We start from the raw sequence: 15042 nt of genomic DNA on the forward strand, positions 1-15042 counted from the left end.
ATGATTGCGCCAGACGCCGTATTCTTCTTACCTTTAGAACAAACACCTCATTGTAGTGCAATTGTCCCGCCTTAGATCAAAAGCTGCCGTTCAATGAGCTGTTGCGCTTCAACAATATGCTTGCCGCCAAAAAGGTTGGCGCGGTTAAGCAGATAATAAATCTGATAAATGGGCTGGCGATCGATAAAGCCTTTATCCAGCGGCCACACGCTCTGATAACCGTCATAAATCTGTGGGGGTAGGGCCGGATAGCGTGGCAGCATTGCTAAATCACATTCTCTGTCTCCCCAATAGCAGGCCGGATCGAACAGATAAGCGCCATCCTGACTATTCGCACAGTTGTCTGGCCATAGGTCACCGTGCAGGAGCGACGGCTGAGGCTGATGTCCTGCCAGACGTTCCTCAACGCGTGCGATCAGCGTTTCAATGTGACCAAAATGCATCCCTTTTTCCGCCGCCAACTGCAACTGCCAGCCAATACGCTGTTCGGCAAAAAAGGTCGCCCAGCGCCGCTGCCAGCTGTTTGGCTGAGGCGTTGTTGAGAGGTCGTTATCGAAATCCAGCCCAAATTGTGGCTGGTCGCTCCATTGATGCAGGCGTGCTAGCTGTTCACCCAGGCACCAGGCGCTGTGCGCATCCAACGGTTTGACGGGAAGATATTGCAGAAGCAGGAAACTGTTATCGCGTGAGCTACCGACACCATAGACGGTGGGTACACGCACCGTATTACTGCGGCTCAGCAAATGAAGTTGATCGGATTCAGCCGTGAATTTGGTCAGCATTTCACGACTATCACATTTTACGAAGACGTCATGCTCGCCGTAGCGGACGTACCAGGCGGGATGTATTTCACCGCCGGATAATTCGCGACGCTCCTGAATATCCGCAGCACCGTGATGTTCTTCCAAAAGTCGGCTGATAGCTTGCCACATAAGGTCATCCTCCCGTTGATGTTGCCTGATACCCTGCTGTTCACTGGGGTGATTCGTTTACGGTAACCCATTGAGCGCAATAAAAATGGAATCTATAGCACAGTGATAACCATCGGTGGAGATAGCGCGAAACAAGTATAGTCGGAATTAAACATCACGGAGTTAGGATGGCGCTCAATCCGTTGGATGAAGAAATAAAATAGGGATAAGTGACGTAACCGGCGGTTGTTTGCCGGTTACGTCATGCTAAGGGACTTGTAGAAAGAAAGGATTACAGTGCGTCGGTGATAGCCTGAGAGGTTGCCTGACGACGCAGTTTAAGCTGGTGGTAGGTCAGTGCTAGCGTAAAGAACAGGGCCTGAACGATGACGATACAAGGGCCTGTGGCGCCATCGATGTAGAAACTGATCAGGGTGCCGGCAATACAGGAAATGACGGAAACCAGCGTGGCGACGAGAACCATCCGCTCGAAGCGCTTACAGACCATGAAGGCAATAATGCCCGGCGCAATCAGCATCGCAATCACCAGAATAACGCCGACGGCCTGTAATGATGCGACAATCGTCATCGCCAGCAGGCTCAGCAATCCGTAGTGCAGCAGCTTAACGGGCAGGCCAATGACGCGGGCATGATTGGGATCGAAGCAGTACAGCATAAAATCTCGGCGCTTTAACAAGATGATGGCCAGCGTCACCCCGGCAATCAGTAAGATTTGCGTCAGCTCTTGCTGAGTGATACCCAGCACGTTACCAAACAGAATATGGTTCAGGTGCTGATCGGTATCGATACGCGCAAACATCACGAGCCCCAGCGCAAACATGCCGGAAAAGATGATCCCCATGACCGTGTCTTCTTTGACCCGGCTGTGTTCCTTCACATAGCCCGTTGTAACCGCACAAAAAATACCGGAAACGAAAGCTCCGATAACTAATGGGATCCCCAGTAAAAACGCGACAACAATGCCTGGCAGCACAGCATGGGAAATGGCATCACCCATTAGCGACCAGCCTTTCAGCACCAGATAACACGACAGCACAGCGCAGACCGTACCGGTGACGACGGCGGCGAGTAACGCACGCTGCATGAATGGGTAGGACAGGGGATCGATGAGCCAGCTAATGAGCGTCATAATGCATCTCCTGATTGATCGCGTAACCGCAGGCGGCGCGATGCCAGCAACCCGTGCTTGGGTGCAAAGACAAACGCCAACAGGAAGACGACGGTTTGCAACGTGACAATTACGCCGCCGGTTGCACCATCAAGGAAGAAGCTTAGATACGCCCCGACGGCGCTGGTGATCGCACCCAGTGCAATAGAAATGACAACCAGACGACCAAATCGATCGGTGAGCAGGTAAGCCGTGGCACCCGGCGTAATCACCATCGCGATCACCAAAATCGCCCCGACAGTTTGCAACGCTGCGACCGTACAGGCACTGAGAAGCGTAAAGAACAGAATTTTCAGCTTCAGCGGGGAAAGGCCAATGGAACGGGCATGGTTCTCATCAAAGAACACGGCCAGCAGATCTTTCCACAGCAGGCACAGAATCACGAACGTTACGCCGATGATGATTTCAACTTGCAGAATATCTTCGTCAGCAATACCTAAAATATTGCCAAAAATGATGGATTGCACGTTAACCGATGTCGGGTTGAGCGAAATAATCAGCAGGCCGACAGCGAAAAACGTTGAGAAAATAAAGCCGATAATCGCATCTTCACGTAATCGGGTAATGTGACGAATCAGGGTCATCGCCAGCGCGGCGAGCATGCCGGTAAAAAATGCACCTGCCGCGTAGGGCAAGCCCAGCGCATAGGCTCCTGCGACACCGGGGACGACGGAGTGGGAGAGCGCATCGCCCATCAACGACCAGCCTTTCAGCATCAGATACGCCGAAAGAAAAGCACACACGCCGCCGACAATCGCGCTGACCCAGATCGCCTTGACCATGTAGTTATAGCTGAATGGCTGCAACAGGATATCGATCATCAGGGCTTTTTCTCCTCCGGTATTGCGCGTGACGCAGGAGGATCGCTCTTGGTCGATCCATAGAACACGGCAGGACGTTCATCGTCTGTTAACACCGTCACCGAACGGACATCGTCATCATCGTGAAGATGAGATCCCCCGAGGTTGATATGTCTCAGCACGCCACCGAACGTTTTCTCCAAATTGCTTTGGGTAAAGGTGCTGTGTGTCGGTCCTGCGGCTAAAACGGTGCGGTTGACCAAAATAACGTTGTCACAAAACTCGGGAACGCTACCGAGGTTATGGGTTGCCACCAAAATCAAATGCCCTTCATCGCGCAAGGTGCGAAGCAGGTCGATAATCGCGTTCTCTGTTTTAACGTCTACGCCAGTGAAAGGCTCATCCAGCAGCAATACGCTGCCTTGTTGAGCCAGCGCCCGTGCCAGAAAGACGCGCTTTTTCTGTCCACCGGACAGTTCACCGATCTGGCGATGTTGCAGCGTTGATAACCCGACGCGCTCCAGCGACTCCGCGACAATAGCGCGGTCCTGTTTACTGGGAATACGCAGGAAATTCATTCTCCCGTAGCGTCCCATCATAACCACGTCGGAAACCAGAACGGGGAAATTCCAGTCCACGTCTTCTGTTTGTGGAACATAAGCAACCAGATTCTGTTTCAGTGCCTGGTAGATCGGTTGCTGGTTGAGCAGTACCTGCCCTGAGGTTGGCTTGACCAACCCCATGATGCTTTTGAACAACGTTGATTTTCCACTGCCGTTTACGCCAACCAAGGCGCAAATCGTACCGCCAGTCAGGGAAAAAGAGGCATGGCGAATAGCCTGATGCCCGTTGCTGTAAGTAACCGAAACATCATTGACTTCTAATGACTGTACTGCTCGATCACTACTCATTGATTAAATCCTTTAGCGATAGTTTCCACCGTCACTTTTAACAGGTCGATATAGGTTGGCACTGGGCCTTTCTCTGTAGACAGGGAATCAACATACAGCACGCCGCCATATTTCGCCCCCGTTTCTTTACTGACCTGTTTTGCCGGCTTATCGGAAACGGTGCTTTCGCTGAATACGACAGGGATAGCCTTCTCACGCACCGTATCGATAACCCGACGCACCTGCTGTGGTGAACCTTGTTCGTCGGCATTGATTGGCCAGAGGTAGACTTCATTGAACTGATAATCTTTTGCCAGATAGCTGAACGCCCCTTCACTGGTGACTAACCAGCGCTGCTGTTCTGGGATACGGGCAAGACGTTCACGCAGCGGCGCGTCGAGAGCCTTAATTTTTTCCGCATAGGCTTTGGCGTTACGGTTATACGTTTCTGCATTCGCGGGATCGGCTTGCACCAGACCTTTGCGAATATTTTCAATATAGATTAATGCGTTGGAAGGCGACATCCAGGCATGTGGATTTGGATTGCCATTATAGGCACCTTCGCGGATAGGAAGCGGCGTAATGCCTTCCGTCACCACAACAGCGGGCACATTTTTCACGTTCTCGAAAAAGCGTGTAAACCAACGTTCGAGATTCATGCCGTTCCACAGCACCAACTGTGCAGACTGTGTTTTAACAATATCGCGTGGTGTTGGCTGATAATCATGAATCTCCGCACCGGGTTTGGTGATGGACTCAACCGTCGCCGCATCGCCCGCAATATTCTGTGCGATATCCTGAATGATGGTAAAGGTCGTGATGACTTTAAGCTTTTCAGCCGCCTGAGCGGAGGTACTGGATAAAAGCAGTAAAGCGCACGGCAGCGCGATGCGACGGAATAGGGCAGGTAAATGAGCGTGAAAACCAATCATGCGGATATCCTTACAAACCGTGAAAGTGTTATTTGAGAATAATTATCAATATCATTTAAGTCAAGAGGCAGAGAAGGGCGGGGAGTGAATATTTGAGGGTGTCTCATGACACAAGAAATCGCTGTTCGCAGGCACGTAGCACGCACTTGCGCGGGTAAGGAACGCATCATGCTCCTTTGATAACAGAAATGTTGCTTTAATTTAATGAATCGTACTTAAGGTTACAACGAAAGTCTAACGGTAACGGTAGTGAACTGTCGCGCAACTATACATAGCTATACACATGGTGAAATTTACGCCAAAAGAAGAGAGAAGTCTGATGCGTCCTTAAGAAAATGCCGACGACTGCCGATAAACCATAAAGAATGTGAGAGATGTCTCTATTGGATACAAAAGGACTGTAAGTGATATGAGCACAAAATCAGAACGACGTTGGAAGCTGGCAAGTTTTGTTTTATTGATTTTTTTGGTGGCATTATTAGCGCTGTTGCTTCAAAGCAGTTAATTCCTAACGTGACGAAATGTTAGGTTATAAATAATTTCTATTATGTAATGTATTAATGAAAAAGATACAGATAGCATAAAAATGACAATCGATTTTAAACATTGATATAAGCGTGCCTGTAGTCGGGCGCGCTTTTTTGTTAATGGCTAATATTCTTTCATAGCAGAGCGCCAATTATAGCTTTTTGTTATGATCGCCGATGCCTGTGTGCCAGAAATGCGACGGTTGTCGCGTATTTTTTGCATAATAGAATCTGAAGTATGTTTATTGTGTCGTATCAGACGCCGTCAGTGAATATAGGTGTCAGCGAGCATTATCGTGTATTAATGAATCAAGGATGACGCGAATTTGTGCGGCATGTCCATGACTGATAAAAAAGCCCTTGCCATCGTTTACATAGTGTGTAATAACGCTTCTGGGTAAAACGAGGTACAGTTCTGTATATGAATGGCATTTTCAGTAAAGAAGACTTAAGTACAACCTTTAGTGTTGCATGCTGCTTCTCTGCCGATCCTTATCTTAGTGCCTCAAGCAGTAACGACTTTGGTTTGTCTGTATAACGCCTTTTTGGCGGTTTAAACAATTAAAGGAAATATTTGAAATGGCAAAGATTAAAGGTCAGGTTAAGTGGTTCAACGAGTCTAAAGGCTTTGGTTTCATCACTCCTGCTGACGGCAGCAAAGATGTATTCGTACACTTCTCTGCAATTCAAGGCAACGGCTTCAAAACTCTGGCTGAAGGCCAGAACGTAGAATTCGAAATTCAGGATGGCCAGAAAGGTCCTTCTGCAGTAAACGTCACTGCGCTGTAATTTTACAGCTCTGTTGCAAAACCCGCCATGGTGCGGGTTTTTTGTTGTCTGCGTTTTATCTGCACCAGTGATACTTTTATCTACACCCGTAATGCAGTGAAGACGTTTTTAATGAGGAAAATGTGCCGATGAGTTATCAGTGTCCGCTATGCCAGTTACCTCTGGAGCGACACCCGCGGCAATGGACGTGTGGTAAACATAGCTTTGACTGTGCGAAAGAAGGGTACGTCAACCTGTTGCCGGTACAGTTTAAGCGTTCGAAGCAGCCGGGCGATAGTGCTGAAATGATGCAGGCGCGGCGCAGCTTTCTTGAAGCCGGTCACTATCAACCGCTACGCGACGCCGTTGCGCAGCACGTTGAACGTATTGTGACAGATGCTGCTGCGGCGCTGCTGGATATCGGCTGTGGCGAAGGGTATTACACTGCCGAGCTGGCTCATCGTCTCACATCGCGCAGAACGATGACGATATACGGGCTGGATGTTTCCAAAGCGGCGATTCAGCGCGCGGCAAAGCGGTATGACAACGTTGAGTTTTGCGTTGCTTCCAGCCAGCGGTTGCCTTTTCAGGATCAATCCCTTGATGCTGTAGTAAAGATCTATGCGCCGTGTAATGACGTGGAATTGCAGCGTACCGTTAAGGTTGGCGGTTGGGTGGTGACGGTGTCTCCGGGGCCACGACATCTTTATCAACTGAAAGCAGAAGTCTACGATGAGGTGTTATTACATCCGAGCAAAGATGAAATGCTTGCAGGCTTTCAGCTTATGGATCAGCAAACGCTCGCGTACCCAATGCCGTTATCTGGGAATGAGGCCGCGGCGCTATTGCAAATGACGCCCTTCGCCTGGCGAGCAACGCCAGACGTTAGCGAGCGACTGCGGGCGTCCACCGCGTTTAGCTGTGAAACGGATTTTATTATCCGCTTGCATCAGCGTGTTGATAGCGGTGCGATAGCGTAATCGAGAAGAATAAAAACGGGCAGCGCGATAGCCGGGCTGCCCGTTGATGTGAAATGTGTTTTATCAGGCGGCGTAGCCGAGGTGCTCGTACAGGATATTACAGCCGATACCAATCAGAACTAGCCCGCCCATCACTTCTGCTTTTTTGCCGAGAATCGGGCCGATATAGCGGCCAATCATCATTCCGAGCGTCACCATAATCATGGTGGCGCAGCCTATTACCATTGCAGTATGGAAAATATTGACCTGAAGGAAGGCCAGACCGACGCCGATTGCCATGGCATCCAGGCTGGTGGCGACGGCAGTACAGATCAGCAGCGCTAGACTATGATTTTTGACTTTTTCGCAGCGGCAGTCTGAAGAACCTTTGAGGCCTTCAACAATCATGCGACCACCCAGAATCAGTAACAGCGTAAAGGCAACCCAGTGATCCCATTCGAGAATATATTGGCTGGCAAAAAAGCCCAGTGCCCAGCCGATGAGCGGAGTGATAGCTTCAATAACACCAAAGATGAGGCCGGTACGAATGGCATCGCGGAAACGGGGATTATGCAGTACGGCACCTTTACCGATTGACGCGGCGAAGGCATCCATTGACATACCAAATGCTAGGATAAGAGTTGCTGACATATTCATTGTAAAATAGCCTCGGCTGGACGATTAACCATATACACGCAGATCATCCCCAACCCGATGACGATACTACGTGTCTATGGTCTCGCCTGCCAATCACGCTTGGCCGCCCGCACCACGTTTTATGCTCCGATGAAGATAAGACGAGTATGTTGATACGAGCATTTCCGATGAATTATTGTGAGTGTTAATTAATCAGAAATCGGCTACTCCCCAATGACGGCGCAACCTTACCATATTATTTATGATGCAAACAACACTAAAAGTTTTAAGTGTTAATAATGCAATTGATAATTATTTTCATTTAGTTACTGAAATAGAACGGACGTACAAAATAACGACAAGGTTAATGTGGTTAAAATACCATCTAAAGAGAAGGTGTATACTCGTGGTTATTTTAAATAATCTTCCTGATGAGTTTACCCTATTGATTCTCAACCATAAATTTATATATTTTTTCTAAATCATCAAGCTGCGTAACCTGTATCAATAAACGGCGCTTCTCCAATTCGATGACTAATACACCATCCTCAGATAAATTCATATTTTTAATTTTGGTATAAGGAATGAATATATTTGCATAAAAGAAGCCGGTTGATTTAAACACCAGTTTGGGACGACGAATATAGGCCAGGTAGCACGCCATGAAGGCCAGAGAAATCAAAAGATAGGTAGTGATAATAGCGCCATTATTCATCACGTTTTGATAAATAAGAATTCCCACTAAGCCGATAAAAATCAACGTATCGAGCCGGTTCATTCGCTTCAGTGGGACGAGAAGTTGGGTTTTTCCTTTGAGTTTATCCATGATGAACTCATCATAGATGGCATAAACCAGCGCTAATGCAATCAACACGACCAGCGTGATATCTGTCATTGTCATCCGTATTCCCCTTGTCCATCATAAAAAATGGCCGGGTGTGTTGGCACCCGGCCACTGAACATTACACGCCGAGCAGGCCGATCCAGTACCCGAAGATACCAATGGCGAAGAAGCCCATAATTAGCCACAACGCGTTTACTTTGCGCCGCAACAGCCACATACAGCCGAACGTCAGCAACAGGGGAACGAGCCCTGGCATGAGCTGGTCAAGGATGGATTGAACGGTGGTCACTGTGGTTTCCCCGTTCTGATTCGTCACTGTCGACACCACCATCGGGATGTTGACGTGAGTCCATTTATTGACCAATGCCCCCATGACGAATAAACCGAGAATAGAGGCGGCCTCCGTCATTTTTTGCAGGAAACCACCACCCATATCGCTGACGATATCGATCCCTTTGCGGTAGCCGTAGGCGACGCCATAGTAACGCACCAGCAGGCGAACCACGTTAAACAAGATGAAGAAGATAACCGGCCCCAACAGGCTACCGCTCATGGCAATCCCTGCACCGAGCGCAGCGAATACCGGACGGGCGGTGCCCCAGAATATCGGGTCACCGACGCCAGCCAGTGGCCCCATCAGCCCGACTTTCAGGCCGTTTATTGCCGCATCGTCAATAGGAGCACCGTTTGCACGTTGCTCTTCCATCGCCATCGTTACGCCGAGTATCGGCGCGGCAACAAAAGGCTGTGTATTGAAGAACTCCAGATGGCGCTTGATTGCCTGTTTACGCTCTTCCGAATTTTCAGGATAAAGACGGCGAATCACCGGCACCATGGAAAAACAGAAGCCGAGCGCCTGCATACGTTCAAAGTTCCAGGAGCCTTGAAACAGGTTGGAACGGATAAACACCGCGCGGATGTCGCTGTCAGTGAGTTTTTTAACATTCGTATTTTCGACCATTTTTCTCACTCCTGTTAATCCAGTTCGTTATCAAGGTTGTTATTGCCTGATGAAACCGGCTGGCCTTGAACCTTGTTATATTTCGGGCTGAGCTGGATATACAGCACCGCCATCACAATACCAATTACGCCCAGCGCCACCAGGTTAAACTCGGTGAACGCGGCGGTAACGAAGCCAAGATAAAAGAACGGCATCAGGTAGCCCGCGCGCATCATGTTAATGACCATCGCGTAGCCGACAACAACAATCATGCCCCCGGCGATATTTAGGCCGTTGGTCACCACTTCCGGGATGGCGTTCAACAGCGCGTGGACGGCGTCGGTACCAACGGAAACGGCAACGATTACCGCAGGAATCGCGATACGCATAGCCTGTAGCAGTAGGGCAGAAACGTGAATCCAACTGATAGCCGTTAGATTACCTCGCTCTGCCGCGCTGTCTGCCGCATGCTGGAACGCAACGGTGATGGTACGAACAATGATGGTTAATACTTGCCCAGCGGCAGCGAGCGGAATGGCCAGAGCAATCCCTGCGCCGATCCCCTGACCGCCGGCAATGACCAGAATGGTTGAGATAATGGACGCCAGCGCCGCATCTGGTGCTACGGCCGCACCGATGTTCATCCAGCCTAACGCGATCATTTCCAGCGTACCGCCGATAATGATCCCCGTTTTTAAATCACCTAACACTGCACCAATCAGCGTACAGGCGACGAGTGGACGGTGGAACTGGAATTCATCAAGAATCGAACCCATCCCCGAAACACACGCGACGAGAAATATCAGCACAATTTGAAGTGTGGTAATCTCCATCGTACTTCTCCTATAAAATGTGTCTGAGTAAAAATAAATCGCCATCCCCGTTGATTTCCCATGTCGACATAAAGCTTTTCAATATCGACATAAATGCATATCTTGAAAATCGTCAGGTCTATAAAGCTATTATTGATGGTGACATTCGCGTTAATAACCGTCGTAGCACGATAGGTATCAACGCGGCATTTTGTTAATTAAGTCCATCATTTTAATTCGGGAATCGGTTGATACTTTCCGAACCTCCAATTCAATACCGCGTTTATCTAATTCACGGAACGCCGCAATATCCTTCTCATCGATAGAGACGGCATTATTGACCTGCGTTTTCCCCTGTTTGAATGCCATCCCGCCAATATTGACCGAGGTGATATTTACGCCATTTTCGATCAGCGTTAATACATCCGTCGGATTGGTGAACAGCAGCATCACGCGGTCGGCGGCATATTTCGGATTGTCATAAACACGAACGGCTTTTGCCACATCCACCACGTGCGCGGTAACGCCCGGTGGCGCAACCTGAGTCAGCAACGTTTTACGCACGTGATCGGCGGCGACTTCATCGCTGACAACAATAATGCGCGAAACATTGGTTTCTTTCGTCCAGCGGGTGGCTACCTGACCATGAATCAGGCGGTCGTCGATACGAGCCAGCCCAATCTTCATGTGTTCGCCGGGTCCTGCCGGTGTGGGTACAGCGTTGGCCTTTGGGGTTGGTGGAGGAGAAGGGGGCGCGACGTTGGATTTTTCCTGATGTTTCAGGGCTTTTACGCCATCTCTGCCAGTTTCCAACGCGATAGAAACCAGATCGGAGAAGGACGGATTATCATCTCGGGCCATAAAGGTTTCCGCTAGCATGGGAATATTCACGCCGGCGATAACATCATGGTTTTCTTTGTCGGTGACGAGGCGGCTGGCGGCGTTGAATGGGCTGCCGCCCCAGGTATCAACGAGAAACAGCACGCCTTGTGATGTGTCTAACTGCGTGAGTTTTTCCTGATATTTTTCTATCAATGTTTCGGCGTTTTCTCCAGGAACGAAATCAATCCAGGCGACATTACTTTGCTCGCCAAGAATCATTTCTGCTGTCTTTAACAGCGGTCCCGCAGTGGCGCCGTGAGTGCATAACATGATTGCAATACTCACTTGCTACCTCCTCACGTTCACGATCAAAAAAGAGTCAATGTGTCAGGAAACCGGGTTCGCGTTCACGAGCTGAACGTTAACCGTCGCGGTATTAGTATGGCTGCAAGAAAAAATTTTACCGTGGATTCATGACATTCACTGTGTTCCTCCAGGTTGTCAGGCTAGAAATCGTGACTGACAGATTTATTTTACTTATCGAAAAAATAAATAGTGTGATGATGCTCTAATGCTGACCAGTTAAACCACGGGCTAAAAGGGCGCTGAATAGGAAATTTAGACGCGTTATCAATGCGAAGCCGACCGGAAGAAATTCTTTGTGAAAATTGGTAACAACCTGTTAGAGTAAACATCCCTTAAATTGCTTAGGAGCACCGGGCATCAGCCCTTCCCATGGACTGTCACCGACAAAACGTTCTCTGTTTCCCCGCTAATGCTGGCGGTTTTCTGTACTCAGTTGGTCACTCAGACCACATTCAGAATCTCTCTGATTCACACCAACTCTTTTTATTACCATTCAATGCGGCTCATGCATTGATGTCATCTGCTCGTTCATTTTCTGGAGTCTGACATGGAATTTTTGCTAGATCCTTCAATCTGGGCAGGCCTATTGACGCTGGTGGTACTGGAAATTGTTCTGGGTATCGACAATTTGGTGTTTATCGCCATTTTGGCGGATAAATTACCTCCCAAACAGCGAGATAAAGCCCGCATTATCGGTTTAAGCCTGGCGCTGTTAATGCGTCTGGGGCTGTTGTCTTTGATTTCCTGGATGGTCACACTGACGCGTCCACTGTTTAGCCTTGGCGATTTCAGCTTCTCGGGTCGTGACCTGATTTTGCTGTTCGGTGGCGTGTTCCTCTTGTTTAAAGCCACGATGGAACTGCATGAACGGCTAGAGAATAAAACGCACGACGGCAATGGCAATCGCGCCCACGCGAGCTTCTGGGCTGTGGTGGCACAGATCGTCGTGCTGGATGCCGTGTTCTCGCTGGATGCCGTGATTACTGCTGTGGGCATGGTGGATCACCTGGGCGTCATGATGACGGCGGTGATCATTGCGATGGGCGTCATGCTGATTGCTTCTAAACCGTTGACCCGATTCGTCAACGCGCATCCAACGGTGGTTGTCCTGTGTCTCAGCTTCTTGCTGATGATTGGTTTGAGCTTGATGGCGGAAGGTCTTGGCTTCCACATTCCGAAAGGTTATCTGTATGCGGCGATTGGCTTCTCAATCCTGATCGAAATGTTTAACCAAATTGCCCGTCATAACTTTATGAAGCATCAGTCGCACCGTCCTTTGCGTGAACGTACCGCAGAGGCCATTCTGCGCCTGATGGGGTCACGGAAAAATACGGACGACGTGGATGCGGATGAACCGCAGAAGAAACTCACAACCGAGGAATTCGCCGAAGAAGAGCGCAATATGATCAGCGGTGTGCTGACGTTAGCCTCGCGTTCGCTGCGCAGCGTGATGACGCCGCGTACTGAAATTTCCTGGGTGGATAGCGCAAGTTCTGTCGAACAGATCCGTATGCAATTGCTGGATACGCCTCACAGCCTGTTCCCAATCTGTCGTGGCTCGCTGGATGAGCTTATCGGTGTCGTCCGCGCCAAGGATCTGCTGGTGGCGCTGGAAACGCAGACCGATGTGGAAAGCTTTGCTGCGGCTAACCCGCCAATCGTCGTGCCGGAAACGCTGGATGTGATTAACCTGCTGCCCGTTCTGCGTCGTGCGAAAGGTAGCCTGGTCATCATCACCAACGAGTTTGGTGTGGTGCAAGGGCTGGTCACGCCGCTGGACGTACTGGAAGCGATTGCGGGTGAGTTCCCGGATGAAGACGAAACGCTGGATATCATCCCAGACGGCGAAGGCTGGCTGGTGAAAGGCGGAACCGATCTACACGCTTTACAACAGGTGGTGGATAGCAGCGAGCTGGTTGACCCGAAGGAAGAGTATGCTTCACTGGCAGGAATGCTGTTGGCGCATAGTGATGAGTTCCCGAAAGTCGGTGCCATCATCGAGTTGTACAACCTGCGTTTCCACATCATCGATGTGTCCGAATACCGAATTGAACTGGTGCGTGTAGAACGCATCATCGATCGGGAAGAGGATGAAGAGGCGTAAGCCGTTCTGCGTGAGTAGATGACAAAATGAAGCCCCGCCAATTGGCGGGGCTTTTTAATCTGTAGAAAGAAAAACAGAAGTGGGGTGCGGGCTAATCACTCAGCTTTTTAATCACACTGTACTTTAATCGCCAGTCCGCCCCGTGAGGTTTCGCGGTATTTAGCGTTCATGTCTTTACCCGTTTCGTACATGGTTTCAATCACCTTATCCAGCGAGACGCGTGCTTCGCTGGTGCGGCGGGTTGCCATGCGGGCGGCGTTAATCGCCTTAACGGAAGCAATCGCGTTGCGCTCGATGCACGGAACCTGTACTTGGCCAGCGACCGGATCGCAGGTTAAGCCCAGATTGTGTTCCATGCCGATCTCGGCGGCGACGCAAACCTGTTCCGGGCTCGCACCCATCAGCTCTGCCAGTCCAGCGGCGGCCATGGAGCAGGCGACGCCCACTTCACCCTGACAGCCTACTTCAGCGCCGGAGATGGAAGCGTTCATTTTGTACAGAATGCCGACCGCGCCTGCCGCGAGGAAGTAACGAATATAAATGGTCGGGCTAACCGGCTCGATGAAGTGGTCGTAATAAGCGAGAACGGCAGGGACGATGCCGCACGCGCCGTTCGTTGGCGCGGTAACCACACGGCCACCTGCGGCGTTCTCTTCATTCACCGCCAGCGCGAACATATTGACCCAATCCACTACGTTCATCGGATCGTTAGACAGCTTATCGGAAGACACCAGCATACGGCGCAGCGCAGAAGCACGACGTGGTACGCGCAGCGGGCCGGGTAAAACACCTTCTGTGTTCATGCCGCGATCGATACAGGCACGCATCGTCTGCCAGATATCGGCAAAGTAAGCGTCAATGTCCTGACGACTGTGCAGTGCCAGCTCGTTACGCATCACCATCCCAGAAAGCGACAGGCCACTTTGTTTGCAGTGATCCAGCATCTCTTTGGCGGAATTGAACGTATAGGGAACGGATACATCCGTGGCGCTGTCTTTGCCAAAATTCTCTGCATCGACGATGAAGCCACCGCCGATGGAGTAATAGGTTTTGCTATAAATTTCTTTATTGCCAGCAAAGGCGGTGATGGTCATGCCGTTTTCGTGCAGCGGCAGGTTTTCACTGCGGAAAACCATGCCACCTTCGCGTGGGAAATCGACCTCGTGCTGCCCGTTAGCCAACAGCAGGCGTTCGCGTTGCTCAACATCGCGGATGAAACCGGGAATGGCATCAATATCAACGGTATCCGGCATGTTGCCCGCCAGCCCCATAATGATAGCGATATCCGTATGGTGGCCTTTACCCGTCAGCGACAGCGAGCCATACACATCGACGGCAATGCGCGTGGTGGCGGTCAGTCGATCCTGGTTGATCAATTCATCGACAAATTGCTTACCGGCTTTCATCGGTCCAACCGTATGAGAGCTAGAGGGGCCAATACCGATCTTAAACATGTCGAAAACGCTTATCACGCGAAACTCCTCAAAGACTCAGGGTCGTACCCACTCTTTATTATCCGATCGCCTGCATCCGGTTCCTTCA

The 15042-nt window shown here is 50.1% G+C and carries 15 protein-coding genes and 1 riboswitch; of the genes, 4 read left to right on the top strand and 11 right to left on the bottom strand.

Translation table 11 applies throughout. The annotated features are described in order from the left end of the window. Positions 1-71: 71 nt before the first annotated feature. The 5 genes from H4F65_RS02090 to H4F65_RS02110 form a co-directional block, all read right to left on the bottom strand. The gene (locus H4F65_RS02090) at positions 72-932 is read right to left on the bottom strand and encodes a fructosamine kinase family protein (RefSeq protein WP_010275577.1); all 861 of its coding nucleotides are present in this window, start codon (positions 930-932) and stop codon (positions 72-74) included. A gap of 271 nt (positions 933-1203) precedes the next feature. After that, positions 1204-2061, bottom strand: a complete 858-nt coding sequence (locus tag H4F65_RS02095) for a metal ABC transporter permease (protein ID WP_010275574.1) — start codon at positions 2059-2061, stop codon at positions 1204-1206. Beyond that, complete coding sequence (locus H4F65_RS02100) at positions 2058-2921, bottom strand: metal ABC transporter permease (protein ID WP_010275570.1); 864 nt, start codon at positions 2919-2921, stop codon at positions 2058-2060. Before H4F65_RS02100 ends, H4F65_RS02095 begins: the two co-directional genes overlap by 4 nt. Continuing rightward, entirely contained in the window at positions 2921-3811 is an 891-nt protein-coding gene (locus H4F65_RS02105) for a manganese/iron ABC transporter ATP-binding protein (RefSeq protein ID WP_010275566.1), read from the bottom strand. Before H4F65_RS02105 ends, H4F65_RS02100 begins: the two co-directional genes overlap by 1 nt. Continuing rightward, entirely contained in the window at positions 3808-4722 is a 915-nt protein-coding gene (locus tag H4F65_RS02110) for a metal ABC transporter substrate-binding protein (protein ID WP_010275562.1), read from the bottom strand. The genes H4F65_RS02105 and H4F65_RS02110 overlap by 4 nt, the downstream gene beginning before the upstream one ends. A gap of 948 nt (positions 4723-5670) precedes the next feature. On the opposite strand from H4F65_RS02110, the gene H4F65_RS02115 reads away from it, so the two are divergent. The 3 genes from H4F65_RS02115 (at position 5671) to rlmA (ending at position 6997) form a co-directional block, all read left to right on the top strand. Continuing rightward, positions 5671-5787, top strand: coding sequence for a DUF2627 domain-containing protein (locus tag H4F65_RS02115; protein WP_085996916.1), 117 nt, complete (start codon positions 5671-5673; stop codon positions 5785-5787). A gap of 41 nt (positions 5788-5828) precedes the next feature. Continuing rightward, complete coding sequence (gene cspE, locus H4F65_RS02120; protein WP_005968829.1) at positions 5829-6038, top strand: transcription antiterminator/RNA stability regulator CspE; 210 nt, start codon at positions 5829-5831, stop codon at positions 6036-6038. Positions 6039-6166: 128 nt separating this feature from the next. Next, positions 6167-6997, top strand: coding sequence for a 23S rRNA (guanine(745)-N(1))-methyltransferase (rlmA, locus tag H4F65_RS02125; RefSeq protein WP_010275551.1), 831 nt, complete (start codon positions 6167-6169; stop codon positions 6995-6997). A 63-nt stretch (positions 6998-7060) separates the two neighbouring features. On the opposite strand, the gene mntP is transcribed toward rlmA, so the two are convergent. The 5 genes from mntP to manX all read right to left on the bottom strand — a co-directional run bounded on the left by mntP (position 7061) and on the right by manX (position 11375). Further along, on the bottom strand, positions 7061-7633 hold the full coding sequence (mntP, locus tag H4F65_RS02130; protein ID WP_010275549.1) for a manganese efflux pump MntP: 573 nt from the start codon (positions 7631-7633) through the stop codon (positions 7061-7063). Positions 7634-7641: 8 nt separating this feature from the next. Next, positions 7642-7857, bottom strand: a riboswitch (yybP-ykoY riboswitch). A gap of 197 nt (positions 7858-8054) precedes the next feature. After that, positions 8055-8513, bottom strand: a complete 459-nt coding sequence (locus H4F65_RS02135) for a DUF986 family protein (protein ID WP_010275545.1) — start codon at positions 8511-8513, stop codon at positions 8055-8057. Between the two features lie 61 nt (positions 8514-8574). Then, positions 8575-9417 carry a PTS mannose transporter subunit IID gene (locus H4F65_RS02140; protein WP_010275543.1) on the bottom strand — a complete coding sequence of 281 codons (843 nt, stop codon included), beginning with the start codon at positions 9415-9417 and terminating at the stop codon, positions 8575-8577. A gap of 14 nt (positions 9418-9431) precedes the next feature. Beyond that, the gene (locus H4F65_RS02145; protein WP_010275540.1) at positions 9432-10229 is read right to left on the bottom strand and encodes a PTS mannose/fructose/sorbose transporter subunit IIC; all 798 of its coding nucleotides are present in this window, start codon (positions 10227-10229) and stop codon (positions 9432-9434) included. A 177-nt stretch (positions 10230-10406) separates the two neighbouring features. Then, positions 10407-11375, bottom strand: a complete 969-nt coding sequence (manX, locus tag H4F65_RS02150; RefSeq protein WP_010275537.1) for a PTS mannose transporter subunit IIAB — start codon at positions 11373-11375, stop codon at positions 10407-10409. Between the two features lie 568 nt (positions 11376-11943). Here manX and H4F65_RS02155 point away from each other — a divergent pair. Next, positions 11944-13500 (top strand): TerC family protein, encoded by a 1557-nt coding sequence (locus H4F65_RS02155; RefSeq protein ID WP_010275534.1) that lies wholly within the window; start codon positions 11944-11946, stop codon positions 13498-13500. A gap of 107 nt (positions 13501-13607) precedes the next feature. Here H4F65_RS02155 and sdaA read toward each other — a convergent pair whose 3' ends face one another. After that, a complete protein-coding gene (gene sdaA, locus H4F65_RS02160) occupies positions 13608-14972 on the bottom strand; it encodes an L-serine ammonia-lyase (RefSeq protein WP_010275532.1) in 1365 nt (454 codons plus the stop codon). Between the last annotated feature and the right edge of the window lie 70 nt (positions 14973-15042).

Origin of the sequence: Pectobacterium brasiliense, assembly GCF_016950255.1 — a bacterium.
In the GTDB taxonomy this organism is placed as follows: Bacteria; Pseudomonadota; Gammaproteobacteria; order Enterobacterales; family Enterobacteriaceae; genus Pectobacterium; species Pectobacterium brasiliense.

Bases quoted from the DNA above. Each gene is read 5' to 3' on its own strand.
- H4F65_RS02110 (WP_010275562.1), bottom strand. From the start codon at position 4,722: ATGATTGGTTTTCACGCTCATTTACCTGCCCTATTCCGTCGCATCGCG.
- mntP (WP_010275549.1), bottom strand. From the start codon at position 7,633: ATGAATATGTCAGCAACTCTTATCCTAGCATTTGGTATGTCAATGGAT.
- H4F65_RS02090 (WP_010275577.1), bottom strand. From the start codon at position 932: ATGTGGCAAGCTATCAGCCGACTTTTGGAAGAACATCACGGTGCTGCG.
- H4F65_RS02145 (WP_010275540.1), bottom strand. From the start codon at position 10,229: ATGGAGATTACCACACTTCAAATTGTGCTGATATTTCTCGTCGCGTGT.
- H4F65_RS02135 (WP_010275545.1), bottom strand. From the start codon at position 8,513: ATGACAATGACAGATATCACGCTGGTCGTGTTGATTGCATTAGCGCTG.
- cspE (WP_005968829.1), top strand. From the start codon at position 5,829: ATGGCAAAGATTAAAGGTCAGGTTAAGTGGTTCAACGAGTCTAAAGGC.
- H4F65_RS02095 (WP_010275574.1), bottom strand. From the start codon at position 2,061: ATGACGCTCATTAGCTGGCTCATCGATCCCCTGTCCTACCCATTCATG.
- H4F65_RS02155 (WP_010275534.1), top strand. From the start codon at position 11,944: ATGGAATTTTTGCTAGATCCTTCAATCTGGGCAGGCCTATTGACGCTG.
- H4F65_RS02140 (WP_010275543.1), bottom strand. From the start codon at position 9,417: ATGGTCGAAAATACGAATGTTAAAAAACTCACTGACAGCGACATCCGC.
- H4F65_RS02115 (WP_085996916.1), top strand. From the start codon at position 5,671: ATGAATGGCATTTTCAGTAAAGAAGACTTAAGTACAACCTTTAGTGTT.
- H4F65_RS02100 (WP_010275570.1), bottom strand. From the start codon at position 2,921: ATGATCGATATCCTGTTGCAGCCATTCAGCTATAACTACATGGTCAAG.
- rlmA (WP_010275551.1), top strand. From the start codon at position 6,167: ATGAGTTATCAGTGTCCGCTATGCCAGTTACCTCTGGAGCGACACCCG.
- H4F65_RS02105 (WP_010275566.1), bottom strand. From the start codon at position 3,811: ATGAGTAGTGATCGAGCAGTACAGTCATTAGAAGTCAATGATGTTTCG.